Source organism: Micromonospora sp. CA-249363, from assembly GCF_050950185.1.
In the GTDB taxonomy this organism is placed as follows: Bacteria; Actinomycetota; Actinomycetes; order Mycobacteriales; family Micromonosporaceae; genus Micromonospora.
The window spans coordinates 3,750,396-3,775,405 of the sequence record NZ_CP192020.1 but is presented as its reverse complement, the minus strand read 5'-3'; the positions used below and the strand labels follow the sequence as shown (position 1 = coordinate 3,775,405).

Here is a 25,010-nt window from a genome sequence, read left to right as displayed (position 1 = left end):
CGTCGACCTGCTCGCACACATGGTGGGTCAGCTCCTGACGGTCGCGCGGCGACGCCGGTAGAGCGAGAACCCGCCGGTGGTGCCGGCCACGAGTGCGCCGATACCGAGTGCGAGCGGTGCCCCGGCGAGCGGGATCACCGGGATGGGCGGTGCGACCGCGTTGGCCCCGCAGTTCGACGTGCCGATGGTGACGCCCGCCAGCGCCCCACCGAGAGCCGTGAGGTTCAGCGCGGTGACGCTGAGCTGACCGACGCCCGAGCTGCTCTGGCTGTTGAGCGTGAGGTCGATCAGCCCCGGCACGCTCAGCCCCGTGTTCGGCGCCGGGTTGGCCGGCAGGTTGAGCAGCGTCGTCTCGACGCCCAGCACCGTGGAGGTGATGCGGGCGTTGACCAGGGTCGTCGTGCCGGTCGCGGACGGGCTGCTGGTGGCGGTGCACGACGAGTAGATGGCGTCGGCCACCAGCGCGATCGTGGCGAGACCGTTGGTACCGAGGTTCAGGTTCACCGCCGCGCCCGGTGTGACGAGGCACGACCCACCCGCGCCGATGGTCACCGTGCCCCCCACGCCGAGCACGCCGGCGCAGGCCGCCGAGGTGCCGTCGTTGAAGGCGCGGACGTTCTGCGCCAACACCCCGGCGGTGATGACGGTCTGTCCGCCGAGCACGGCCAACGGCGGGTTCTGGTTACCGGAGATCGACTCGGTGGTGCCGTCGTTGGTCGCCGACGCGGTGCCGGAACTCGCGAAACCTCCACCGAGCAGGCTGATCTGCAGCGCGGAGGCTGAGGACTGGGAGGTGTCGGCCAACGCCGGGGAGGCCGCCAGGACGGCCATGGCGAGGCCACCGGCCAGCACCGCAGCGGTACGGGCGAGACCGGATCTGACTCGTGGCATAGATGTCTACTTTCTGACGTGGGCGGTTGTGGGGCGGTCTGTGGTGGGGGTGGTGGTGAGATGCGTGAGGTGGACCAGGTGCCGTGGCGGCCTGATCGAGCGAGGTCCGGCGACCCGGCTCGAACCGCGCGCCGGATGCGCCCGTCGGGGTTGGGGCTGGGTCGGTACGGCCACCCGACCGACGGCCCGGACCGGAGCCGGTTGCGGCTTGGGGTCGGCGGCACGGGCGGTCTTCTGCCAGTCGGTGCGGGCGGTCACCATGCGGGCGAAGGCCAGCCAGACCGCGAGCGACTGGGCGTAGCTGTAGAGCCAGTGGCAGACGCCGAGCAGCAGAGCCTTGCCCACCGACAACTGCGGCTCACAGCGAGCCCGGTAGACGATCCCCCACAGGGCGAACGGTCCGATGCCGAAGACGAGCACCAGCGGTGGTACGCCCCACCCGCCGCCCTCCCACCAGCCGGCCAGCCCGCCGGCGGTGTGGTCGACGTAGTAGATCATCACCGCCAGGCAGGCGACGTAGATCGGCGTACCGAGGAGCTGCGTCCACGGCGCGGCCAGGAAGTGGGCGATCTCCAGCGTCGCGGAGTTTCTGATCCGGGGGGAGCGCAGCACCCTGCCCAGATAGCGGCCACACTGCATCGAGCCCTGGGCCCAGCGGGTCCGCTGCCGCACCAGCGGCCGGATCCGGGTCAGCGCCTCCTGGGCCACCCAGCTCTCCGCGCAGTACTCGGTGCGTCCACCGGCCAGCAGGATGTGCAGGCCCAGTTCGAAGTCCTCGAGCAGGGCCCCGTGCCACGGTGTGCCGTGCTCGGCGGCGATGTCGTTGAGCAGCGACAGGCGGGTGAACTGTCCGTTGCCGCCCATCGCCACGCTGCCGGTGTGTCGGCGCAGGGACTGCATGGCGGCGATCGGCGCGCGGAACTCCATGTCCTGTAGCCGGATCAGCAGCCGTCCCCAGCGGCTGACCTCGGTCGCCGGGGCGTACCGACGTGGCGCGCACTGGAGCATGCGCACCTCCACCTGGACCGCGCCGACGTCCGCCGAGCCGAAGTACTGCCGGCCGGCGAGCGCGACGGGGCCCTGTGGGTCGAGCCGGCTGTCGGCGTCCAGGACCCCGACGATCACCCGGCTGCGGTCGGCACCGGCCGGCAGCGACTGCTCGATGCACCGCCAGGCGGCGTTGAGCGCGGCGCCCTTGCCCTGCCGCGCGTCCGGCAGCTGACGCCGGACGACGTGCACCCGGGGCTGGTCGGCGAACGCGGCCAGTTCGGCGAGCGTGCCGTCGTCGGACGCGTCGTCGACGCACCAGACGGTCACCTGCGGGAAGTCGCCGAGCAACCGCCGCAGGGTGTCGCCGATGACCGACGCCTCGTTGCGACACGGCACGATGATGTGCCAGTCGAAGCCGTCCGGGCTGCCGCCCCGGCTACGTCGGGTCTTCAGGTGCAGGACCAGGATGCTCAGCACGTACGCGCAGAAGCTGACGCACAGCAGGAACGCCGCCGTGTTGAGCAACGCGAGGGTCTGCGTCTCAGCGGACACCGGCGATCGCCCCCCGCATGCGCTTGGTCCGGCTGACCAGGACGACGAACAGAATCGCCACGGCGATCAGGCCGGCCGTCGTGATCACGGATCCGATCAGTACGTGGCTGCGCTCGTAGCCGAGCCGGAAACCCCAGGTCTGCATCGAGACCACCACCGCCGCGAGTCGCACCTGGTTCACGGTGACCAGCAGCAGGGTGGCGATTCCCAGGGCGTTGAGTCCCCGGGTCATCGAGATGCGCCGGAACCCGACGAGCGTCGAGGCCAGCACGATCGGCGGTATCAGCAACATGGCGACCGAGCATCCACTGGAGACCATGAAGCCGACCCAGCGCTCGTCCAGCGGGAAGATGACCGCCGCGCCGATCGACCTGGCGTGGGCCAGGCCGACGGCGTCGACCAGGCGGGCGTTGAGCCAGGCCTCGCCGCTGGCGATGTCGTGCCAGCGCCACAGGGTCGCGGCGGCCACGGCGACGCCGAACAGGATGCCCGTCGTCGCGCGCAGCCACGCTCCCCAGGTGGTGGAACCTGTCATCGTTCACGGCCCAGCAGGGCGACGAACCACAGCGCCAGGCCGAGCACGACCAGGCCGATGCCGACCAGCAACCACGACTGGATGGCGATCCCGGTGGCCGCCAGCCCTCCGCCGATGTGTGGACCCTTGGTAGGTCTTACGTACATGGCCAACCCCCTCGTCAACTCGGAGGTCAGGATGGCATCGGCAGAATCGGGCAAACAGGATAAAAGCCCATAGAAACCCTAAAGGGTGATTAAATACGCCTGGTGGGGTGGTGCCGATGGTCGCCGGCATCCCTTGCGCCGCAACAGGTTCGATGTCCCGACAGGTGGTGCAGAGGTGGTCAAGATGGTGACCGGATCCCCCCGCAGGACCGACCCGACGGCAACGTCCCGCTGGCGGGCCATGGCGGGCTGGCAGAAGGCCATGGTCGCGTTGACCCTGGTCTTCGCGGTGCTCTGCGCGGGCGTCGTCACGGTCGGCTTCGGTCTGAAGCACCGGTACGAGAGCCGGGTGCAGCGCGAGGACATCCTCGGTCAGGGCACCGGTCCGCGCGACGAGCGCCGGTGGAAGTCGGGACCCCTCAACCTGCTGCTGCTCGGGTCGGACTCCCGCGACGGCGAGCCGGATCAGGCTCTCTACCCGGGGCAGCGTTCGGACACCATCATGCTGGTGCACGTCAACGCCGCCCGGGACGCGGCCACCGTCGTCTCGATTCCCCGGGACAGCTACGTCGACGTTCCCGCCGCCGGAACGGTCTGGTCCGGCGGACTCAACAAGATCAACGCTGCGTTCGCCTTCGGCGGCGCCGCGCTGGCCGCCGAGACGGTCGCCAAACTCACCGGCCTTCCCCTGGACGGGGTACTGGTGGCCAACTTCGCCGCCGTCCGCAAGCTCGTGGACGCGGTGGGCACCATCAACGTCTGCCTGCCGTACCCGGTCACCTCCTCGGACACCAAAGTCACCTGGACCGCCGGCTGTCACGACCTGGACGGCAGGGCGGCCGACGACCTGATGCGGCAGCGGCACGGGGTGCCCGGCGGCGACTTCGGGCGCATCTACGACCAGCAGCTGGTGGTCCGTGCCCTCGCGGAGCGGATCAGCGCGACGAGTCTGCTCACCAACCCGACCCGACTCGACCGGGTGCTCACCACGGCGGCCGAGTCGCTTGTCGTCGACCGTGACCTCGACCTGGCCGACCTCGCCCTCGCGGTGCGCCGGGTCAAGCCGGAGTCCGTCCAGTTCGTCACCGCCCCCTTCAGCGACGCCAACCTCCAGACCCCGGCCGGGTCCGCGGTACGGCTGGACGAGGTGAAGGCCCCGGCGCTCTTCGCGGCCGTCCGCGAGGACCGCGTCGCGCAGTGGCTCGCGGCCAACCCGCAGACGGCGCCGGCCAACTGAGCCGCGCCGCCCGCCGCGACAGAACCAACGGGGTACGACGAGAGGCGGCGGACCTTCCACCCACCTGGTGGTGACGCTCGGGCTCTCGACGGGTACGACGACGCGCCGCCCGGATCACGTCCGAGCGGCGCGTCGCAGCACGGCGAACGGTCTTTTGCGCGCGCCGGACGCCGTTATGAGCGGTATACCTCAGAGTCATCTTGATGCCTCTGAGGTATACCGCTCACCAGCACATCGACACGGCGGGCAGCCGAGCGAACGGCCGGCGCCCTCGTTCAGCGCGTCCGCTGCCAGTAGCGGCACGTCCAGTCGACCTGGTGCAGCTCGTCCTCGATGCCGTGCTCGGCACGGAAGTCGTCGACGGCCTGCTTGCAGCCGCGTACGGCGTGGTAGTCGTCGATGATCACGTATCCACCGACCGACAGCTTCGGGTAGAGCGAGCGCAGCGCCACCATCGTCGAGTCGTAGAGGTCCCCGTCGAGACGCATCACCGCCAGGCGTTCCACCGGCGCGGTGGGCAGAGTGTCCGAGAACCAGCCCTTGAGGAAGCGGACCTGGTCGTCGAGGAGCCCGTACCGTTCGAAGTTCTTCATTACCTGCTCCTGCGAGACGGCCAGGAAGGGCACCTGCCAGAGCGCGTCCTCGACGTCCTCGACCCGGCGGGGGTCCGGTTTGGGCAGACCGCGGAACGAGTCCGCGACCCACACCGTGCGGTCCCGGTCGCCGTAGGCGCGCAGCATCCCGCGCATGAAGATGGTCGCGCCGCCCCGCCAGACCCCGGTCTCGATCAGGTCGCCGGGTACGCCCCGGTCCAGCACGTCCGCGATGCACTGCTCCAGGTTGTCCAGCCGGCGCAGACCGATCATCGTGTCGGCCTCCGGCGGCCAGTCCCGGCCGTTGGCCCGGGCCTCCGCGTCGAACGGGAACTGGAGCACCAGCTCCAGCCCCTTGCGTTGCAGCAGGTGCCGGCCGCGCTGGTAGAGCTTGCCGTGCAGGGAACCCCGGCGCGGCTGGTAGGGCATCCACGTCTCACGGAAGACGTACCTGGTCAACGCCTTCTTGAGCAGGTCGCAGTAGAGCGCGCGGGGATCGTCCAGCATCGGCTCGGACGACGGGGTCGGCGCCAACATCTCACTCATCGGCAATCTCCTTGTTCGGTGTCTCTGCTCGGCAACTGGCGGGCTCGCGGGCAGCCGCCCCTTCGTTCGTCAGCCCCAACGTTCGGCTTCGCCGACGGCGACCGCGCGGCGCAGCACGATGGACGTGGAGGAGAGTCGTTCCGTGCCCGGTCGTCCCGCAGGCAGCAGCTCCTGCCCGTAGGTCGACCACCGGCCCGTCGGGTCCGGGATGGGCGTCTGCGGGGACGACGGCGGCGGCACGGGCTCGGCCGTCGCCGACCGCCAGCTCGCCTCGGGCCGGGCGAGTGGCCGTCCGAGCACGCTCACCCCGGCGTTGCCGCCCCGGGCCGGCGAGCCATTCGTGTGCTCGGGCCCGCGGGGAACGTCGGTCACCACCGGGTTGGGCTCGGTGATGGCGTCCTCGATGCGGGTCGGCCTGACCGGCGGATGCGGGAGGCGGCCATTCGCGTCGCCCACCGCCTGCTCGACCGGGGCCGGCCGCTCGACCGCAGCGGGCCGCTCGACCGGAACCGGCCGTTCGACCGCAGCGGGCCGTTCGACTGGGGCCGCCCGCTCGACCGGAACCGACCGCTCGACGGCGGTGCCTTCGACCGTCCTCGCGGACGGGCGAACCGATCCGCCCGAGTCTCCGGTCTGCCGGCGGTGCCGCCCGCCGGTGCTGCCGGAGGAGTCCTCGACGAGCGCGCTGACCAGCTCCCGGATGACGGCGCCCGACCTCGATGCCGGCACCGACAGGGTGTCGTGTGTCGCGTCCGGCGTCGGAGTCGGTTGCTGACCGGCCACCCGGTGGTCCGTACGCGCCTCCGCGCCGATCACCACGACACCGGCCAGCGGGAGCCCGAGGCGCTGCACGAGCCGGGCGGCCCGCGTACCGTCGTCGAGGTTCGTCCGGCCGGCGCGAATCACCAGCAGCACCCCGTCCGCGTGCTGGGCGAAGGCGGAGATCTCCCGTCCCGCCAGGATCGGCGGCGCGTGTACGAGCACGCAGTCCTCGTCCTCGCCCAACGCGTTGAGAAGTCCGCCCAGGTCGTGCAGGGCCTGCGTGTCGGCGCCCTCGCGGGGTTCGGCCGGCAGCACGGTCAGGGTGGGGAAGTCGACCAGGCGCACCGGAGAGCACTTCTGGGTGAGGACCTGTTGCCAGGTGTGTGGCGCCTCCGGGAAGTGGCCGGACAACACCGGGTCCCGTACCGCCCCGTCCACCAGGGTGGCCCGGCAGTGCTCGTCGGCCAGACCGAGACCCAGCAGCGCGGTCACCAACGCCTTGCCGTCGTCGTCGTGGGCGCTGGTGACCAGCAGCCTCCGGCGCGGCAGCGGGGCGGTGAGCACACTGAGCGTCGAGATCGTGGCGCGTACGGCGTCGGTGACGTCGGTGCGCGCGTAGAGCGCGCTGGCGTGGTGGCGGGAGAAGCGGCGCGGCAGCTTCGGCAGCACGCCGAGGACCGGCAGGCCCAGACGCGTCTCGACCTGCCCGACGTCGCGCAGTCGGCTGTCGAACCGGTCACGCAGGAGCGTCGCGCCCCAGCCGGCCAGCAGTCCGGCCAGGGCGCCGAGTACGCCGTTCAACAGCGGCTTCGGAAAGGCCGGGGTGGTCGGCGCGCTCGCGGTGTCGAGCACCCGGGCGCTGATGCTGGTCGAGCCGCCCATCTCCAGTTTGCTCAGGCGGTCGCTGGCGGCATGGGACGCCACGTTCGCGATCGCGGCGGCCTGGGCCCCGGAACCGGCGCTCGCGTGCACGGTGATGATCTGGAGACCGAGTTCGTACTCACCGCTGACGTGCCCGAGCACCGCGTGCTCGGGCAGTCGCAGCGTCCGCGCCGTCTCGATCGCCACCTCCCGGGAGCCGACGAGCCGGGCGATGGTGGGTGTGAGGTTCTGCGCGAGAGCCAGATCTGCGGGTCGGCTCTCGTCGGTCTGTTCGGCGCTGACCAGTACGGACGCCTCGGCCTCGTAGCGGGCCGGGAGGAGTTCGGTGACCCCCTGGGCGGCGGCCAGGCCCGCGCACAGGCCGATCAGCGGTACGCCCACTCGGCGCCAGGAGGCACCGAGCAGGCCTTTGACATCTATCGACGCGCTCATCAGGCGATCGCCTCTCTTGTTGAGTGCCCGGCCTCGGCGGGCGGTGTGCGAAAGGGGCGCGTGGGGGACCGCAGCCCGCGCCAGGTGGCGCAGAGGGTGTCGGCGATGCGTTCCCAGTCGAACTCGGCGTCCGCCCGGCGCAGGCCCTGGTTGGCCAGCCGGCCGGCGAGCGGGGGATCGTCGCGCAGGCGCGCGAGACAGGTCGCCAGCGCGGGTACGTCGCCGGCGGGAAAGACCAGGCCGGCGTCACCCACCACGTGGGGGATCTCGCCGACGTCGCTGCCCACGACCGGTACGCCACAGGCCATGGCCTCGACCAGCACCCGGCCGAACTGCTCGCGCAACGGGATGCCGATCCACGGCAGGGTGTTGCGCTGCACCACCTCGACCGACGGCATCGCCAACGCGTCCATCCGGTTCAGCAGACCGGGCAGCTCGGCGTGCCCGGCCCAGCCGTGCCGGTGCACCCGGCCGGGTCGTCGCGCGGCTGCCCGATCGATCTCGCCGCCGAGGCTGCCGTCCCCGACCAGCGACACGTCGCAGTCGATCAGCTCGGTGGCGCGCAGCAGGTCCGTCACGCCCTTGTGTGGCTCGAACCGACCGACAAATCCGACCGTGAACGGGCGCATCGCCGGATCGGTGGGCAGCGGACGGAAGGTCCGGGTGTCCACACCGAGCGGGACGATCGTGGCCGGCCCGCGGTAGCCCTTGACGCGCAGCACGTTGAGCGCCGCGGGCGTGATCGGGAAGGCGTGGTCGACGGACAGATAGGACTGTCGCTCGATCCGCGGAAACGGCACCGGGAACCGGGTCACCACGTTCTGCGCGGCGTACAGGGTGGTGGGCACCCCTGCCCAGCAGCGCTGACGCAGCCGCAGGGCCTGCCAGGTGGTGAGGTAGGCCGCCTCACCGATGACGTGCAGGATGTCGGGGCGGGCGGCGGTCACGCCGTGGTTCCCGGGGAGCCGGAACAGCACCGAGGCCATGTGGCCGGTCAGCGACTCGCCGAGCAGGTGCGGTACGACGTGGTACCGCAGTCTGCGGTGTCGCCCGGTGAGCCGGGCCAGCTCGCGTCGTGTCACCGGGGACACGTCCGCGGCGAGGACGGTCAGGGTGACGTCGGGCTGTTCACACAGCACGTCGAACAGGTCCGTCCAGTGTTCGGTGCGCTTGCCGACGACCGTGATCAGGACGTGCATCACGCTCCTCCTCTCGTCTCTCCTCGGGTGACCGCGATCCGGCCGATGCGGGCCCAGGCCCGCAGCCGTGCCGTCCCGGCCCGGGGTTGCAGGGGCATCCGCACACCGGCCAGACCGATACCGATCAGGGCGCGCAGCAGCACGGCGCCGCGTACGGCGCGCAGGGTGTGAGCGCGGTGCCGGGCGAAGTACCGGAGCATGCTGCGGTACAGGTGGGGCCAGATCCAGGCCGGGTCGGAGCTGCTCGCGCCGCCGGTGTGCAGGGCGGTCACGGACGGCACGTACAGCACCTCGGCGCCCCGCCGGGCGGCCTGGAGGCACAGCTCCTCGTCCTCGTAGTACAGGAAGTAGCCCTCGTCGAGCCCGCCGACCGCCTCGAACAGGTCCGTACGCACCGCCAGGCAGGCCCCGGAGACCCAGTCCACCGGCACCGGCTGCGATCCCCGTACGCAGGCGTCGTAGGCGGCCCGGCGCTGCCGGCCGCTGAGCAGCCGGCGCAGCGCGACCGGCGTCAGCGAGCCACCGAAACGGCTGGCCAGCACCGTGCCGAGGGACTCGAACCGGTGCGCGCTGATCGCGATCCGGCCGTGCGCGTCGATGAGCCGCGGTCCCGCGATGCCCACCGACGGCCGGCTGCGGATGACCTGGACCAGCTCCGCGGTCATACCGGGGGTGACCACGCAGTCCGGGTTGACCAGGAGTACGACGTCGGTGTCGATCCCGGTCGCGCCCTGGTTCACCGCGCTGGCGAAGCCGGTGTTGGTCGTGTTGGCGAGGACGGTCACCTCCGGGAAGCGGCTGCGGACGAGCGCGACCGTGCCGTCGGTGGAGGCGTTGTCCACCAACCGCACCGGCAGCCCTTCCTGCCGGAGCGCGGTCAGGGCGGCGACGATCTGCCGCTCCGAGTTGTGGGTCACCACCACGGCGGTGGCGTCGGCGTTTCTCATGCCGGAACTCCCGTCCGGTGCACCGGACGGCGCAGGAGCGGCGCCCCTGCGAATCGTCGGAGCGGCGCACCTTCCTGTTGTGCGGTGAGCAGGGTCAGCGCCGGCAACAGGCCCAGTTCCCAGTGCCCGTCGGTCGGCGCCGCGAAGACGGCGGCGGCCAGGAAGCCGCAGGACAGGGCCGCGAACGGCAGGGTGATCCCGTCCCGGCCGCGCAGGCCGACGCGGATGCTGCGCACGATCGGCCAGAGAACGAACAGCAGGCCGACCAGCCCGAGGTTCGCCAGCACCGTGACGTAGAAGGCGTGGTAGACCGGCCCGACGTCGGTGAGGGTGAAGCCGGACAGGTAGACGCCGGGCGTGCTCTGTCCGAGGCCGGCGCCGACCAGCGGCTGGTCGGCGAAGACGCCCAGGCCCACCGACGACTCCGCACCCCGGTAGCCGGCCGACTGCTGAAGGCCCTTGGCGATCTCGTCGGCCCGGTCCCGTACCCCCGGTTGCAGGGCCAGGACCGCGGCGACCGCGACCGCGGCGGCGGCGGTCGCGGCCAGCCCGGTGCGGACGGCCCGACCACCGCGGACCAGCATGATCAGCAGGGTCAGCGCGGCGGCGAGCCAGATTCCCCGGTACGACGCCAGGAGCACGTCGAGGGCGAAGAACCCGGCGAGCAGGAGGACGCCGTTGCGACGCCACCCCCGCCGTCGACCGGCGGCCCAGACCAGCGGCGGGACCGCCATGAGGGTGATGAGTCCACCGTGCCGGCCCGGCGTGGTGACCGACAGGGCGGTGAAGGTGGCCGCCAGCACCACGTACAGGATCCCGGCCGCCAGGATCCGACGGGCGGTGGTCAGGGTGTGGGTCGCGACGAAGAAGTACACCGGGATCGTGGCCATCTGGTACGCGGCGACCAGCACCTCCTCGGGCGCGTTGCCGACGGCCAGGCCGTAGATCGCGGCCACGACGGTCAACCCGACGAGGAGCAGCATGCCCACGTCGGCGGGGGTACGCCGGGTCGGCCCCTCCACCCGCAGCCAGTGCCGTACGGCCAGCGCGGCGCCGCCGACGGCCAGCAGCAGCACCTTCACCGCGATGAATCCCCGCACGTCACCGCCGCTGAGCACGGCGCCGATCACCGCGCCGCCGATGATGCCGACCGGCAGCACCGCCCAGGGCCAGAGCAGGAACACGCCACCGGCGAGCACGGCGGCGGAGGCGGCCAGGCCCACCGGCCCGGGCAGCAGGGTGACCACGGTGACCAGGGCGCCCAGCCCGGCGCCGCCGAGGAGCACGGTGGGCGCGACGATCGGCACTCTCATCGCGGCAACCCCGCCAACAGTGAGCGCAGCCTTAGGCCCCGGACCGACCAGCTGTTGCGGGCGGCGACCGCCCGCCGTCGGGCCACCTGTTCGGGCGTGCCGGCGTCGTCCAGCGCAGCGCCGATGGCGGCGGCGAAGCCCGCCGCGTCGTCGGCGAGGGCGATGACGTCGGCGAGCGCCCGCAGCGCTGGCAGCGGTGTCGCGACGACGGGCTTGCCGAGGGCGAGGTACTCGTAGCACTTCTTCGGGTGCACGTAGTCGACGAGGCTGCCGACCCGGTAGGGGATGACGGTGACGTCGCAGGCCCGCAGGATGTTCGGCACCTCGGCGAAGCCGACGGCGTCCACCAGCTGCACGTTGGACAGGTGCAGCAGCGGTGCCCGGCCGGCACGGGTGGACGGTCCGATCAGTACGAAGGTCCACTCGGGGTGCGCCCGGGCGACCTCGGCGACCAGGTCCCCGTCGAAGGCGCGGGTGTCGACCGCCCCGCTGTAGCCGATCAGTGGCCGGCGCAGCCCGGCCAACCAGGGCGCGACCGGGCCGTCCGGCGAGAAGTGCTCCGGGTCGCAGCCGTTGGCCAGGACCACGGGCGCGGGGTCGACGGCGGGCATCCGTTCCGGTAGCGCGCTGGACGAGGCGAGCACGAGGTCGGCCGCGCCGACGGCGGAGTCCAGCGCCCGGCGCAGGTGCCGACGGTTCCAGCGTCTCGTGAACGTCCAGTCCAGGTCGGTGGCGTCATACACGACGGCGGACGCGGTCAGGCGGGCGGCGACCGGCGCGGCCAGGTCCTCGTCCAGCCAGAGCAGTCGTACCGACTCGGCGTGCCGGCGGAACCAGCGACGGAGCCGTAGCGCGGCGAACCAACGGTTGACCCGGTTGACCGGCGGCACGTGCCGGCCGAGCGGCAGCAGCGCCGGCCCGGCGCACTGCCACAGGCCGTCGGCCACCTGCCGGACGCGCAGCCGCCAGCGGGGGAGGTGCCCGGCGGGATCGACGAAGAGCACCCGGTGGTCGACGGTCAGCTCGCGCGCCAGCGCGTGTTGACGGTGGGCGCCGTTGGCCCACGGGGTGCCGCTGAAGACGACCACCCAGTCCCGGTCGTCGGTGACCGTGGCGTCGACGGTCGGCGCTGCCCGGCGAAGCGTCCGCTCAGCCACGGCTCGACCGCTGCATCGGTCGGGGCCCCGCGGCCGGCAGCACCTCGTCCTCACCCAACCGGCCGAGCACCGGACGGGCGCGCTCGTCGTCCAGGCGCACCAGGCGAGCGCCGGCGTGGCGGTCAAGCCAGCTGCGCACCGCGTTGGCCGCGATCCGGCGGTTGATCCAGTTGACCATCGGCAGCGCGTCGCCGAACGGCAGCGCGGTGGGCGCGATCGCGTGCCAGGCCGCCGAGCCGATCGGGGTCACCTCGCAACGCCAGCGGGGACGCCGTGTCGGCGGGTCGACGATGAGCAGCCGTTGCCCGGGCGTCAACTGCCGCAGCACCGCCGAATGCCCGTCGACGGTCCACCTCGTACGGCTGAACAGCACCAGCCAGTCGCGGGTGTCGCCGTCGGGCAGCGGGCCGACGTCGCCGCGCAGCGCGGCGAACAGGTCGGCCACCCCCAGCTGTACGGGTCGGCCGAGCAGCCGCTTGACCAGGTGGTCGACGAGCAGGACGGCCCGGAACACCGCCATCCGGTGCCGAGGTTGGGTCGTGCGCAGGTAGCCGATCAGGCTGCCCAGGAGGTGCCGGAAGCGGATGGTCGGCCCGAGCAGCCGGCAGGACGCTCCCCGGGTGTGGGTCACCACCGCGTCCGGGAGCATCCACAGCTGGTGGCCGGCCTGCTGGAGTTGGCGGGCGAGGATGGCGTCGTTCCAGTAGACCGGGAACGCCTCGTCGAAGATGGCCTGCCGTCCGAGCACCGCGCGGCGCAGCAGCATGCAGCTGCCGGAGGCGAGTTGCCGGGGGCGGCTGAAGTCCTCGCCGCGCATCTGGAACCGGTGCAGCGCCTGGCGGAACCCGGGCATGCGGCGCAGCGCGGTGACGAGCGCGAGGGTGGCCGCGAAGCTGGGCTGCTGGACGTAGTGCTGCTGGAACGTGCCGTCCGGGTTGAGGTACAGCGGGCTGACCCCGGCCACCTCCGGCCGCTCCCGCAGATGGTCGATCATCCGGGTCAGCGCGCCCGGGTGGAACCGGACGTCGCTGTTGAGCAGCAGGACCAACTGCCCGGTCGAGCGGCGGTACGCCTGGTTCACGGCGGCGGCGAAGCCGGTGTTGTGACTGTTGCGGATCAGGCGGACCCGGGGTTGGTCCGCGAGCATGTCGGCGGAGCCGTCGGAGGAGGCGTTGTCGACGGCCACCACCTCGTAGTCGAGGTCGGCGGGGGCGGTCGCGGCCAGCGACTCCAGGCACTGCCGGGTCTGTTCGCGCGTGTTCCAACTGATCAGCAGGACCGACAGCAGCGGGGCGCCCATCACGACCCGCTCCGGTCGTCGCGGCGGGCGAAGATCCGCAGCAGGTCACCCTGGCGCGGGTGCGTCACCCGGGGCGATCCGCTGGCGGCGACGTCGGCGACCAGGAGGTTGCGCGCGTTGCGCCATCGGGCCGCCGGCCGCCAGTAGAACCGCGAGAAGACCGTGTCGTGCGCGATGACGCGGAAGCCGGTCTCCACCAGCATCCGGCTGAGCGTGTCCGGGGTGAAGTGCCACCGGTGGTACGCCGGGGCGATGGCGGGCCAGTCGGTGCCGAGTCGGCGGGCGGCGGCGGAGTCGATGTTGGGTACTTCGAGGGCGAGCCAGCCGCCGGGGGTGAGGGCGGTGTGGGCGGCGTGCAGGAAGGTGCGGGGGTCTTGGACGTGTTCGAGGACGTGGAAGGCGCAGATGGTGTCGGCGGTGAGGGTGGGTGCGATGGTTTCGAAGTAGCCCTGCCGTACGGGCATGTGGAGGTGGTCGCGGGCGTAGGTGGCGGCGGCGTGGCTGACTTCGATGCCGGTGGCGTTGATGCCGGCCTGTTGGGCGGCTTCGAGGAAGTAGCCGCCGGCGCAGCCGGCTTCGAGCAGGGTGGTGGGTCGGGTGGCCGAGAGCAGCCAGCGCAGCCGGCGGGCGGCCTCGAACCGGCGCTGGCCGGCCGAGGCGAAGTATTCCTGGTACCCGTCGGTGGTGTAGTAGGCCTCGTCGTACAACTCCTCCGGGTCCGGCGCGTCGCCGGCCGTCCACACGAAGCCGCAGTCGCCGCAGCTCCAGAGCAGGTCGCCGAGTGTCGGCGAGTGCCCGCCGGCGCGGCCGCAGAGCCGGCAGCGGACCAGCTCGATCCCATCCAGTTTCATCGGGTACTCCGTCGGTTTCGTGGCGTCCGGGCGATCACCCGGAGCAGGTCGCCGAGGCGCGGATGGGTCAGCCGCGGTGAGCGGAGCCCGATCAGGTCGGCGGGTAGGAGGTGTCGCGCGTGCCGCAGCCGGTACCGCAGCGGCATGTAGTAGCGAAAGACCGTGGTGTCCTGCCGGACCACCTCGAAGCCGGCGTCGGTGACGAGCCGGACCAGCGTGGCGGGGGTGAAGTGCCAGCGGTGGTAGCGCGGTTGCAGACCGGGCCAGTCGGTGCCGAGTCGGCGGGCAGCGGCGGAGTCGATGTTGGGTACTTCGAGGGCGAGCCAGCCGCCGGGGGTGAGGGCGGTGTGGGCGGCGTGCAGGAAGGTGCGGGGGTCCTGGACGTGTTCGAGGACGTGGAAGGCGCAGATGGTGTCGGCGGTGAGGGTGGGTGCGATGGTTTCGAAGTAGCCCTGGCGTACGGGCATGTGGAGGTGGTCGCGGGCGTAGGTGGCGGCGGCGTGGCTGACTTCGATGCCGGTGGCGTTGATGCCGGCCTGTTGGGCGGCTTCGAGGAAGTAGCCGCCGGCGCAGCCGGCTTCGAGCAGGGTGGTGGGTCGGGTGACCGAGAACAGCCAGCGCAACCGGCGGCCCGCCTCGAACCGGCGCGGCCCGGCCCGGAAGTAGTCGTCGTAGCCGCCGTCGGCGAAGTAGTCCTCGTCGTACCGGCCGTCCGCCTCGGCCTGCTCCTGCGCGGTCCAGGCGAACCCGCACGCCCCGCAGCGGCGCAGCAGCCCACCGAGTTCCGGCTGGTGGTCCTGCCGCGGTCCACAGACGAGGCACCGGGCGGTCCGGCGGTCGACGCTCATCGCGGACCGCCCGTCGTGGGCGCGAGGATGGCCGCGGGAGCGCGCAGCAGCCGGTGCAGCCGCATCCGGTCGCTCGCGCTGACGTGTCCGCCGACGACCAGCAGGACGGCGGCGACGAGCAGGGTCAGACCCGCCCGGCTGCTGACGGCGAGGGCGGCGTCGAGTCGCCCCGGGCCGTCCGGCAGGTACCGGCTCGCCGCGCTGGTGACCAGTCCGGCGGCGACCGCCACGGCGATCGGCGGCCAGATGGCCTGGGCCAGCGGCGTCAGCCGCCGGGCCGTCGCCGCGTGGAAGTGGACCAGGAAGTACGCGGTGCTGAGCACCACGGCCAGGGCGGTCGACAGTGGTACGCCCAGCGGCCCGCACAGCCAGATCAGCGGCACCGTGAGGGCCAGGTTGAGCACGACGGAGAGCAGCACGTAGCGCGTCTCCAACCCGGGTCGGCCCTCGGCCCGCGCCACCACCGTGGTCGCCCCGCTGATCAGGTTGAGGGCGTAGGCGGGGGTGAGCACGAGGATGTTCACCGTGGCCCAGGTGACCTGGTGTCCCAGCCAGAGCCGGACCAGGGGGTCGGCGCTGACCATCAGGGCCGCGGCGGCCGGCGCGAGGAACAGGGCCAGGTAACGGGTGGCCGCCAGGTGAAACCGGTCCGCCCAGCCGACGCCCTGGGCGGCCGAGCGGGCGACCGCCGCGGGGAACAGCACGACCAGGGCGAGACTCGGCGGTAGCCGCAGCAGGTTGAGCAGGCGGGTGCCGAGGTCGAAGTCGCCGGCGACGGCGGGACTGAAGACGCCGCCGAGGACGAGACGGTCGAGTTCCACGTTGACCATGCCGGCGCCGGTGGACACCTGCACGCGCATGCCGTACCCGCCGATCCGGCGTACGTCGCGCCGGTGCAGACGTCCCCAGCGCGGAGACAGCTCCGGGTGCTGCCGGTGGGTGGCCCCGGCGAGCAGAAGGGTGCGGATCGCGCCGGTGGCGGCGGCGGAGGCGGCCAACGCCACCAGGCCGCCGCCGAGGCGTACCACCAGGATGGCCAACGCGGCGCCGAGGACGGCGGTGCCGGCGCTGACGGCGGCGAGCGACCCGTACCGCTGGCCGCCTTCGAGCACGGCACGCCAGGGCAGCTCGACGGCGCCGGCCACCAGCCCGAGCACCAGCCAGATCGTCGCGTGCCACGCCTCGTCGGCGAGGTCGCCCAGCCGCAGCAGCCCGCTGATCCACGGCCAGCAGACGCCGAGCGCGCCCACGGTGAGCAGACCGAGCAGCACGGCCCAACCGAGTGCCAGCCCGAGCAGCCGGCGCACCAGGTCACGGTCCGCCGCGCTGCCGGCCTTGGCCACCTCGCGCACCAACGCCGAGCCGAGTCCGAGATCGATCAGCGCGGCCATGGCCAGCAGGCCGGCCAGCACGATCCAGACGCCGAACTCCCGGGGGCCGAGGCTCTGGTAGACGACCGGCACCGAGACCAGGCCGGACACCGCCATGACCACCCGCGCGCCCAGCATGCTGGCCGTGTTGCGGGTGACCCGGGTGTCGACCGCGTCGGTGGCGCTACCCACGGGGGAACCCCCGGAACAGCTCGACGACGGTCAGCAGCAGCAGGGCCAGGTCGACCCGCATCGACCGGCAGTTGAGGTAGAGCAGGTCGCAGCGGAGCTTGTCCTCCACGGTGGCCGCGTAGCCGCCGGTGAGTTGCGCGATGCCGGTCAGGCCCGGGCGGATCAGGTGCCGCAGGTCGTAGTGCGGCAGGCGATCGAAGCCGGCGATGAACTCCGGACGCTCGGGGCGTGGACCGACGAGGCTCATCTCGCCGCGTACGACGTTCCACAGTTGGGGGAGCTCGTCCAGGCGGGAGCGGCGGAGCCAGCGTCCGACCCGGGTGATCCGGGCGTCGTCGGGTTGGGCGAGGACGGGTCCGGTGGTCTGTTCCGCGCCGACCCGCATGGTCCGGAACTTGACCAGCCGGAACAGCCGGCCGCCCGCGCCGACGCGCTCCTGGAGGTAGAACGGGGGACCGGTGAACGAGACCACGGCGGCGATCAGCGCGATCAGCGGGATCACCACGACGGCGCTGAGCAGGATCACGGCGAGGTCGAAGGCCCGCTTGAGTCGTTCGTGCCGGGGTCGGCCCGCGCCGGAGGCGAGGCGGATCCAGGGCAGCCCGCCGAAGCGGGCCATCGCCGGCGCGCGCAGCAGGCCGTAGACCGGTCGGGCCAGCACCAGGATCTCGACTCCGGCTCTCAGGCAACTGGTCATGAGGCGCTCGTCGATGCTCTCCAGGGAGTGCTTGAGCAGCAGGAGTCGGGGGCGGACGCGGGTGAGGACCGCCACGACGTCCTCGGCGCGCGACGGCATCGGGAGCCGGGCGGCGACGTCGAACTCCTCGTCGAGCCGATCGGGCACGGCGGGGACGTCGTCCGGTTCGATGACCACCACGCGTACCCGCCGGTTGTTCTCCTCCGACCTCGGCGTCCGCTCGCGGCGCTCGGCGCGGTGGACGGACACCTGGTGGACTCCCGCCGGTGACCTCGGCCCGACGCCGATCGGGACGTCGGCGCGGTCGAGCGACGCCGGAGAGTGGCCCGCACGGATGGGACCCCGGGTCTTCCTCAACGCGTCGACCTCCTCGGTCAGGGACTCACAGGGCATGCCGGCCAGCACCCCGGGAGCAAGTGTCAAGGACAAAAGACCCAACAGGGTCAAAACGGCAAAAAAAGGATTCTGGGGACGAGCGTGCCGATATGGCGTCAACCTGGGTGGGGAAAGGTTCCCTTTTTGGGCGTTCCAGGCCAGCGCCGGTGGCCCGAACCCGGGTTTGCCGCGCCGGCCGACGGCCCTGTCGTACCGAGGAGTTCCAGATGGTCCTGCCCGACATCGCCGTCAGTGGAGAACCGGCGACAACCCCGGTGCCCCGGCGCGTTCTGGTGATCGGCGGCGCCGGCTTCATCGGCAGCCACGTGGTCGCCCGGATGATGCTGATGGGAAGCGAGGTCCGCGTCCTCGACAACTTCTCCACCGGACGGCTGGAGAACCTCGCCGACGCCGCGTACGGCGGGCTGACCGAGGCGGACGTGGTGACCGGCGACATCCGCACCCCGGAGGGGCTGGAGATCGTGCAGCAGTGGCAGCCCGAGGTGGTGGTGCACCTGGCCGCGCAGCCCAGCGTCCCGGCGGCCCGCCGCTCGCCCCTGTACGACGCCGACGTCAACGTGTTCGGCACCGTCAACGTGCTGGACGCCTGCGTCCGCAACGGCGTACGGCTGGTCATCAACGCGGCCAGCAGCGCCATCTTCGGCCGGGTCCCCGCCAACGAGCTGCCGATCCGTGAGGACCACGCGATCGCGCCGGTCAGCCCGTACGGCATCAGCAAGGCCGCCGCCGCGCACTACCTCGACTGGTACGGGCGCCAGCACGGCCTGGCGTACACCTCGATGGTTTTCGGCAATGTCTACGGCCCCCGCCAGGAGGGCGGCGACTGCGGCGTCGTGTCCCTGATGGCCGATGCCCTGGTCCGTGGCCGGCAGGTGGTGATCTACGACGACGGGGCGCAGACCCGCGACTTCATCCACGTCAGCGACGTCGCCGAGGCGGTGGCCGTCGCCTCCCACCACCCGGGGGCCGGAATGGTCAACATCGCCTCCGGCCGGCAGACGAGCATCAACGAGGTGTACGACGCCGTCCGGGACGCGTGCGGGGTCGACGCCGCGGCCCGCTACGAGCCGCTGCCCTGGCCGGGGGAGGTACGCACCATGGCCCTCGACATCCGCAAGGCGCGCGAGTTGCTCGGCTGGTACCCGAAGGTCGGCCTCACCGAGGGTGTGCGGATGACGGTGCGGGACGCCCGTCGCCGCCACGGCGGCCAGGTCCTCACCCAGGCGCGCGACCTCGACCAGATGGCGGCGACCCAGTAACGGCGGCGGGCGGGTTACCGCCCCGTCGTCTCGAGGCGCGGTGAGCGGGCGCGGGCGGTCTCGGCGAGAGCGGCGAACACCGGTGTCCGCAACGCCTCGCCGAGCTGCTCGCGCCACGGCGCCTGCGGGCGCACCCCGGCGACCCGCCACCGCCCGTGCGCCAGCACGCCGTAGGCGGGACGCTGGGCGGGGCGGGGGAACATCGTGTGCGGCACCGGCCGGACCCGCTCCGGGTCCAGTCCGGCCAGCTCGAACAGCGCCCGGGTCAGGTCGTACCAGGTCGAGTGGCCGGCGCTGGTGCCGTGGTAGATCCCCGGCGGGGCCACCCCGGCGTGGGCGGCCTGGCCCAGCTCCACCAGCTGGCGGGCCAGCGCCCGGCTCCAGGTCGGCTGGCCGGTGTGGTCCGCCACCGCCCGGACCACGCGCGACTCGGCGGCCTGGGCGAGCATGGTGGCGACGAAGTTGCGCCCGTGCTCGCCGTACAGCCAGGCGGTACGGACGATCCAGCCCTGCTCGGGCAGGAGCCGCAGCAAGGCGTGTTCGCCGGCGAGCTTGCTCCGGCCGTACGCGTTCAGCGGGCCGGTGCGGTCGTGCTCCCGGTAGGGGCGGCGGGCGGCCCCGCCGAAGACGTAGTCGGTCGAGATGTGCAGCAGGCAGGCGCCGGAGTCGGCACAGGCTCGGGCCAGGTGTCCCACGGCCGTGCCGTTGACGGCCGTCGCGTCGTCCTCGGCCTCCTCGGCGGCGTCCACATTGGTCCAGCCGGCGGTGTTGACCACGATGTCGTGGCCCGGCACGAGGCGCGCGACCGCCACCGGATCGGTGACGTCGAGCGTGGCGTGGTCGGCGATGGTCACGGCCGCGCCGGGGTGACGGGCGAGCGCGTCGACCAGGTCGCGACCCAGCATGCCGTGCGCTCCGGTCACCAACCACCGAGCTGCTGTCTCCATCGAAACAGGGTAAAACGTACATAACGCCCAAGCAGGGCTTTTGATGCATGAAACACCAGAGCCCCGCGCCACTTCCCGAGACCTGACGAATTTTTCCATCGATCAGTCGTACTCTTGCTGAACCGCATTCGGAACTGCCACGATGGCCGTCAATGCCTTCCGTCCCGAAGGAGTGGTCCTCATGGCGGTAACCCGCCGCAGGTTCGTCACGTCCGTGTTGGCGGGCTCCGCCCTCGCCGCCGCCTCCACCACCGAACTGCTCGCCACGCTCGACAGCCCCGCACAGGCCGCCAGCCCTCCCGGCGACGTCGTCGGCAAGGTGACCGTCGGCTACCAGGGCTGGTTCAGCGCCCCCGGCGACTCCGCGCCCATCGGCGGCTGGTGGCACTGGAGCCGCGACCGGTTCCAGCCGCCGTCGCCCAGCAACACCACAATCGTGTCCTGGCCGGACATGCGCGAGTACACGCGCAGCTACACCACCGCGTACCCGAACCTCGGCAACGGGTCGCCGGCCACCCTCTTCTCCTCCTACGACCAGCAGACCGTGGACACCCACTTCCGCTGGATGCAGGAGTACGGCTGCGACACCGCCGCCCTGCAACGCTTCAACCCGACGGGCGACGAGGGGCCGACCCGCGACGCCATGACGCTCAAGGTCCGCTCTGCGGCCGAGCGCTACAGCCGCAAGTTCTACATCATGTACGACGTCACCGACTGGCTCACCATGCAGGCGGACATCAAGACCGACTGGCTGAACAAGATGTCGACGCACACCGCGTCCAGCGCGTACGCCCGCCAGAACGGCAAGCCCGTCGTCTGCATCTGGGGCTTCGGCTTCAGCGAACCCAGCCGACCCTTCACCCCCGGGCCCTGCCTGGAGGTCATCAACTGGTTCAAGGCGCAGGGCTGCTACGTCATCGGCGGCGTGCCAACGTGGTGGCGGCAGGGGATCAACGACTCCCGATCCGGCTTCCTCGACGTCTACCACGCCTTCCACGCGATCTCGCCGTGGATGGTCTACCGGACCGACACCCTCGAAGGTCTCGACTCGTACTACAACAACGTCAACCTCGGCGACATGGCCGACTGCGCGGCGCGCGGCATCGACTACCTGCCCTGCGTGATGCCCGGTGACCTGGCCGGTGGGCACCGCCGCCACGGCGACTTCTACTGGCGGCACATCTACAACATGGTCCGGCTCGGCTCCCAGGGCCTCTACGTGTCCATGTTCGACGAGTACAACGAGGGCAACCAGATCGCCAAGACCTCCGAGACGCAGGCGACCACCCCGGCCGGCGCGAACATCCGCGCCCTGGACGAGGACGGCGTCGCCTGCTCCTCCGACTACTACCTGCGCATCACCGCCGACGGCGGCCGCATGCTCAAGGGACAGCTCGCCCTCACCGCGACCCGCCCCACCCCGCCCACGGTCGGCACCCCACCGCCGACCAGCGGCGACCTCGCGGCCGGCCGGTCCACCTCGGCCAGCAGTCAGAACGGCCCGTTCGTCGCCGCGAACGCGGTGGACTCCGACGCCGGCAGCTACTGGGAGAGCGGCGGCGGCTCGTTCCCGCACTGGTGGCAGGTCGACCTCGGCGCCAGCCAGCAGGTCAGCCGGCTCGTGGTGCGGCTCCCCGCCGGCTGGGGCGCGCGGACCCAGACCATCACCGTGCAGGGCAGCGTCGACGGCAGCTCCTTCTCGACCATCGCCGGGGCCTCGGTGTTCGCCTTCGACCCGGCGACCGGCAACACCGTCAGCCGCACGCTCACGACCACCACGGCCCGCTACGTCCGGCTGAGCATCGCCGGCAACACCGGCTGGGCGGCGGGCCAGCTCGCCAAGGTCGAGGTGTACGGATCCAGCGGCACCACGGACAACCCGCCGACCGCCCCGAGCAACCTCGCGGTGACCGCCAAGACGTCGAGCAGCGTGTCCCTGGCCTGGACGGCGTCGACCGACGACAAGGGCGTCACCGGCTACCAGGTACGGCAGGGCGGCACGGTCGTCGCCACCGTCACGGGCACCACCGCGACCGTGAGCGGACTCAACGCGTCCACCTCGTACACCTTCACGGTCGTCGCCCGCGACGCGGGCGGCAACACCTCCAGCGCGTCGAACGCCGTCACCGTGACCACCGACGCCGCCGCCAACTCCGACCTCGCCCGCGGCCGCTCCACCAGCGAGAGCAGCCACGTCCAGAGCTACGGCTCGGGCAACGTGGTCGACGGCGACGCGAACAGCTACTGGGAGAGCGCCAACAACGCCTTCCCCCAGTGGGTGCAGGTCGACCTGGGCGCTACCCGCACGGTCGGACGGGTGGTGCTCAAGCTGCCGCCGTCATCGGCGTGGGGTGCTCGTACGCAGACGGTTGCCGTCACGGGCAGCACGGACGGTTCGAGCTTCGGGACGCTGGTTGGAGCGGCGGGGCGGACGTTCGATCCTTCGACGGGCAACTCGGTGTCGCTGACGTTCAGTGCCGCGCAGGCTCGCTACGTGCGGATCACCGTTACCGGTAACACCGGCTGGCCGGCCGGGCAACTGGCGGCACTTGAGGTGTACGCGAGCTGACCGGACGTGGGGCGGCCGCCGGACGCCGACCGGCGGCCGCCACCCACCGCGCTCCCAGCTGGCGAGCGGGCTCTTTCGGCCAGGTCGTGGCCGACAGCCAGTCACTGCGCATCGACGGGCTGCCAAGCCGCGGTGGCACACAACTCGTCGACTGTGCAGCGGAGTCGCAAGATCGCCGTCACCGCTTGACAAGTTGCCAGCGAACGGGCAGCTGGCAAACGGTTTTGCGGGATGAAACGGACCACCGGACGCTCAGTAGCACCACCATCCTTTAGTCATTTCCAGTACTGCCATCGATAGCCGGCAGGCGAATCAGGCGATCCTCCTGGGTCAAGTTCAAGGCGACCATTTGAGCATATTCAAGAAGAATCCGATTAGACAGAACGTTATCGAAAGCAATGATCTGAAGTGAGTGTTCATATTCTCGCCCAACCGTGGCAAGCAGTCTATACACGTCGCTAACTCGTTCTTGGTCGAAGCCCTCAAAGCCCGCATTGGCAGAAAGTCCATCCAGTACAAGGAGGCCAGGCAGGGGAAGATTTCGATCAATTGCAACCGTGTGGTGGGCAAGCGCATGAGCGATGTTGACCAAAGTTTTGAGACCTTGACTCGACAATTCGTCGAAAGATCTTCCAGCAACGATCGGCAGGTACGTGTTCCTGTTGATTTCTACGGTCAACTCTTGCCCCAGCTCAGGGATGTGAAGAGCATGTAGGTACTCAAGCATGCGAGATTCAAGTGCCGTGACGTTACTTTCCGCGTCTCCCTGCGTAAGCTCCCAGCTGCCGATTATGCCGACCAGCTCTTCCCTTTCGGCCTCCAGGTCAGAACGCGCGCGCCCCTGACTGTCAAGCCGATCCAAGACCCTCAGATAATCCTCAAGGGTGCGTAACCGAGTCTGGGATCGCCCCTGCTCTTCGGCAAGGTGCTCGAGGCGGCTGGCGTTATCTGACACGAAGGTCCGAGTCTGCATCTCCAGCGCTGAGGCTAGGTCGTGCGCCACCACTTCAAGGTTGTCGCCTGATGCTTCGAGTTTCGCCAAAGCAGAGCGTCTCAGAGAGAGAACCTCTCCAGTCTCAGTTATCTGGCTAATGACGCGCTCCTGCTCGGCGAGCAATTGTTCCCGAGAAGTCGACGGCTGGGGATCCTGCAAGCACAGGTAGCACTTGTCGACCGGTGCCCTCGCTGCCTCCACATCGCTGCCGCATCTTGGACAGACCAGGAAGTCGAAGTCCACTAACCACTCATCTGCCACGATTGCTCGCGTCAGCCGAGCAGACTGACTCGAAAGCTGACGCTGGAGATCCGACAAATCCTTAATCTGTCCCTCAATTCGAGAGATTCTTGCCGCAACCTCTGCCCGCTCACTTCTTGCGGCTAAAAGCCGTTCACGTAATTCACGAACTCCCGGTACTTCCACAGCGGATTCGCTTAGGCTCTCACGGGCGATGCGAAGACGAGTCGCGTGCTCTGCAAGAGCCTCCAATTCCTGAACAATTGTCTGCCGATCAGCAAAAGGGGTCTCTTCCAAAAAGCGCTTTTGGACAGCCGCTGCTCGATCTAATGCGTCGAGGCGGAGTTCAACGCTTCGGAGCTTTGCGTTTAGCTCTGCGATCGATTGGTCGTAGTAGCCATATGCTATTTCAAAGACCCAGCGCCTTTTAGCATCCCTAAACACACGTTGATGGCCGAAGAGTTGGGTGTCCAGCTCGTCGCCCGTAATGATGCAGTAACCAAGCCAGTCAGTCATCGTAACGGGCGTCTGAGCGCCTGTCGGTTCACTACGTGCCTGAGGAACGTTGATTGTGGGGATGCCAAGCTGGTCCAACATGAAGGTGCTGTACGATGACTCGGCCCCGGTCGCGCGAAGGCGGTATGCGCGACTGAGGCTGTCGGCTGATGACGTCATTTCGGCCGCTTCGACCGGTGCATCTCGTGTGGTTGTTCGGGGCCGATATATTTGCCAGGCATGGTCGTTGAGCACGACTTCACCGCGCAATGCTCGGACGTATTCAACCTCTGGCGGGAGGTTTCGCGGGACTGTTCCAAGCAACCCACGGATAAGATTTACTAACGTGGTCTTTCCGGTGGTTATGTCACCTTGAACAATGTTCAGGCCGGGCGTGAATCTGACTCGCCGATTGCCGCCGACAAGTTCGATGGATACAAGCTCCAGACGATGACGGTTCGGATGAAGGTCATTCGAGCGGAGGATCTCGGGTAGATCCGCCGGATCCGTCATGCTAGCTCCTCATTCCATTCGGCGTCGGCAACCTCGGGTAGTTCATAAATGTAATTCTTTAACGTACTACCACTTTTGTCCAGATATCTCGCAAGAAGGCGTAACCTTTGAGCCATGTAGGCAAAGCTTTCGTCTTCTCTCAGCGTCGCCGCGAGGT

At 70.5% G+C, this 25,010-nt stretch carries 20 protein-coding genes; 3 read left to right on the top strand and 17 right to left on the bottom strand.

What is annotated here, in order from left to right; all coding sequences use genetic code 11:
• Nucleotides 1-27 precede the first annotated feature (27 nt).
• From ACQPZK_RS17385 to ACQPZK_RS17370, 4 genes are read right to left on the bottom strand one after another with little or no spacing between them, the layout of a single operon-like run.
• Nucleotides 28-891: a choice-of-anchor P family protein gene (locus ACQPZK_RS17385; protein ID WP_433533963.1), complete on the bottom strand. Its 864-nt coding sequence runs from the start codon at nt 889-891 to the stop codon at nt 28-30.
• A 6-nt stretch (nt 892-897) separates the two neighbouring features.
• A complete protein-coding gene (locus tag ACQPZK_RS17380; RefSeq protein WP_433533962.1) occupies nt 898-2,433 on the bottom strand; it encodes a glycosyltransferase in 1,536 nt (511 codons plus the stop codon).
• Nucleotides 2,423-2,968, bottom strand: a complete 546-nt coding sequence (locus ACQPZK_RS17375) for a hypothetical protein (protein ID WP_433533961.1) — start codon at nt 2,966-2,968, stop codon at nt 2,423-2,425. Before ACQPZK_RS17375 ends, ACQPZK_RS17380 begins: the two co-directional genes overlap by 11 nt.
• Nucleotides 2,965-3,114 carry a hypothetical protein gene (locus ACQPZK_RS17370; protein ID WP_433533960.1) on the bottom strand — a complete coding sequence of 50 codons (150 nt, stop codon included), beginning with the start codon at nt 3,112-3,114 and terminating at the stop codon, nt 2,965-2,967. The genes ACQPZK_RS17375 and ACQPZK_RS17370 overlap by 4 nt, the downstream gene beginning before the upstream one ends.
• A 184-nt stretch (nt 3,115-3,298) precedes the next feature.
• Between ACQPZK_RS17370 and ACQPZK_RS17365 the strand changes: the two genes are divergently transcribed.
• Nucleotides 3,299-4,351 carry an LCP family protein gene (locus ACQPZK_RS17365; RefSeq protein WP_433533959.1) on the top strand — a complete coding sequence of 351 codons (1,053 nt, stop codon included), beginning with the start codon at nt 3,299-3,301 and terminating at the stop codon, nt 4,349-4,351.
• 275 nt (nt 4,352-4,626) lie between these two features.
• On the opposite strand, the gene ACQPZK_RS17360 is transcribed toward ACQPZK_RS17365, so the two are convergent.
• The 11 genes from ACQPZK_RS17360 to ACQPZK_RS17310 all read right to left on the bottom strand — a co-directional run bounded on the left by ACQPZK_RS17360 (nt 4,627) and on the right by ACQPZK_RS17310 (nt 17,833).
• A complete protein-coding gene (locus ACQPZK_RS17360) occupies nt 4,627-5,490 on the bottom strand; it encodes a TylF/MycF family methyltransferase (RefSeq protein ID WP_433533958.1) in 864 nt (287 codons plus the stop codon).
• A gap of 69 nt (nt 5,491-5,559) precedes the next feature.
• Nucleotides 5,560-7,515, bottom strand: a complete 1,956-nt coding sequence (locus tag ACQPZK_RS17355) for a hypothetical protein (RefSeq protein ID WP_433533957.1) — start codon at nt 7,513-7,515, stop codon at nt 5,560-5,562.
• A 50-nt stretch (nt 7,516-7,565) separates the two neighbouring features.
• Nucleotides 7,566-8,765, bottom strand: a complete 1,200-nt coding sequence (locus ACQPZK_RS17350; protein WP_433533956.1) for a glycosyltransferase family 4 protein — start codon at nt 8,763-8,765, stop codon at nt 7,566-7,568.
• Nucleotides 8,765-9,712, bottom strand: coding sequence for a glycosyltransferase family 2 protein (locus tag ACQPZK_RS17345; RefSeq protein ID WP_433533955.1), 948 nt, complete (start codon nt 9,710-9,712; stop codon nt 8,765-8,767). Before ACQPZK_RS17345 ends, ACQPZK_RS17350 begins: the two co-directional genes overlap by 1 nt.
• Nucleotides 9,709-11,025 (bottom strand): O-antigen ligase family protein, encoded by a 1,317-nt coding sequence (locus tag ACQPZK_RS17340; protein WP_433533954.1) that lies wholly within the window; start codon nt 11,023-11,025, stop codon nt 9,709-9,711. The genes ACQPZK_RS17345 and ACQPZK_RS17340 overlap by 4 nt, the downstream gene beginning before the upstream one ends.
• Entirely contained in the window at nt 11,022-12,182 is a 1,161-nt protein-coding gene (locus ACQPZK_RS17335; RefSeq protein WP_433533953.1) for a glycosyltransferase, read from the bottom strand. Before ACQPZK_RS17335 ends, ACQPZK_RS17340 begins: the two co-directional genes overlap by 4 nt.
• Nucleotides 12,175-13,482, bottom strand: a complete 1,308-nt coding sequence (locus ACQPZK_RS17330; protein ID WP_433539242.1) for a glycosyltransferase family 2 protein — start codon at nt 13,480-13,482, stop codon at nt 12,175-12,177. The genes ACQPZK_RS17335 and ACQPZK_RS17330 overlap by 8 nt, the downstream gene beginning before the upstream one ends.
• Nucleotides 13,482-14,333: a class I SAM-dependent methyltransferase gene (locus ACQPZK_RS17325; RefSeq protein ID WP_433533952.1), complete on the bottom strand. Its 852-nt coding sequence runs from the start codon at nt 14,331-14,333 to the stop codon at nt 13,482-13,484. The genes ACQPZK_RS17330 and ACQPZK_RS17325 overlap by 1 nt, the downstream gene beginning before the upstream one ends.
• Nucleotides 14,330-15,181 (bottom strand): class I SAM-dependent methyltransferase, encoded by an 852-nt coding sequence (locus ACQPZK_RS17320; RefSeq protein WP_433533951.1) that lies wholly within the window; start codon nt 15,179-15,181, stop codon nt 14,330-14,332. Before ACQPZK_RS17320 ends, ACQPZK_RS17325 begins: the two co-directional genes overlap by 4 nt.
• Nucleotides 15,178-16,743, bottom strand: a complete 1,566-nt coding sequence (locus ACQPZK_RS17315; protein ID WP_433533950.1) for a lipopolysaccharide biosynthesis protein — start codon at nt 16,741-16,743, stop codon at nt 15,178-15,180. The genes ACQPZK_RS17320 and ACQPZK_RS17315 overlap by 4 nt, the downstream gene beginning before the upstream one ends.
• Complete coding sequence (locus ACQPZK_RS17310) at nt 16,736-17,833, bottom strand: sugar transferase (RefSeq protein WP_433533949.1); 1,098 nt, start codon at nt 17,831-17,833, stop codon at nt 16,736-16,738. Before ACQPZK_RS17310 ends, ACQPZK_RS17315 begins: the two co-directional genes overlap by 8 nt.
• 209 nt (nt 17,834-18,042) lie before the next feature.
• Between ACQPZK_RS17310 and ACQPZK_RS17305 the strand changes: the two genes are divergently transcribed.
• Nucleotides 18,043-19,095, top strand: a complete 1,053-nt coding sequence (locus tag ACQPZK_RS17305; RefSeq protein ID WP_433533948.1) for a GDP-mannose 4,6-dehydratase — start codon at nt 18,043-18,045, stop codon at nt 19,093-19,095.
• Between the two features lie 14 nt (nt 19,096-19,109).
• On the opposite strand, the gene rfbD is transcribed toward ACQPZK_RS17305, so the two are convergent.
• Entirely contained in the window at nt 19,110-20,042 is a 933-nt protein-coding gene (rfbD, locus tag ACQPZK_RS17300; protein WP_433533947.1) for a dTDP-4-dehydrorhamnose reductase, read from the bottom strand.
• Nucleotides 20,043-20,223: 181 nt separating this feature from the next.
• On the opposite strand from rfbD, the gene ACQPZK_RS17295 reads away from it, so the two are divergent.
• Nucleotides 20,224-22,611, top strand: a complete 2,388-nt coding sequence (locus ACQPZK_RS17295) for a galactose-binding domain-containing protein (RefSeq protein ID WP_433533946.1) — start codon at nt 20,224-20,226, stop codon at nt 22,609-22,611.
• Nucleotides 22,612-22,882: 271 nt separating this feature from the next.
• Here ACQPZK_RS17295 and ACQPZK_RS17290 read toward each other — a convergent pair whose 3' ends face one another.
• Nucleotides 22,883-24,853 (bottom strand): hypothetical protein, encoded by a 1,971-nt coding sequence (locus ACQPZK_RS17290; RefSeq protein WP_433533945.1) that lies wholly within the window; start codon nt 24,851-24,853, stop codon nt 22,883-22,885.
• Between the last annotated feature and the right edge of the window lie 157 nt (nt 24,854-25,010).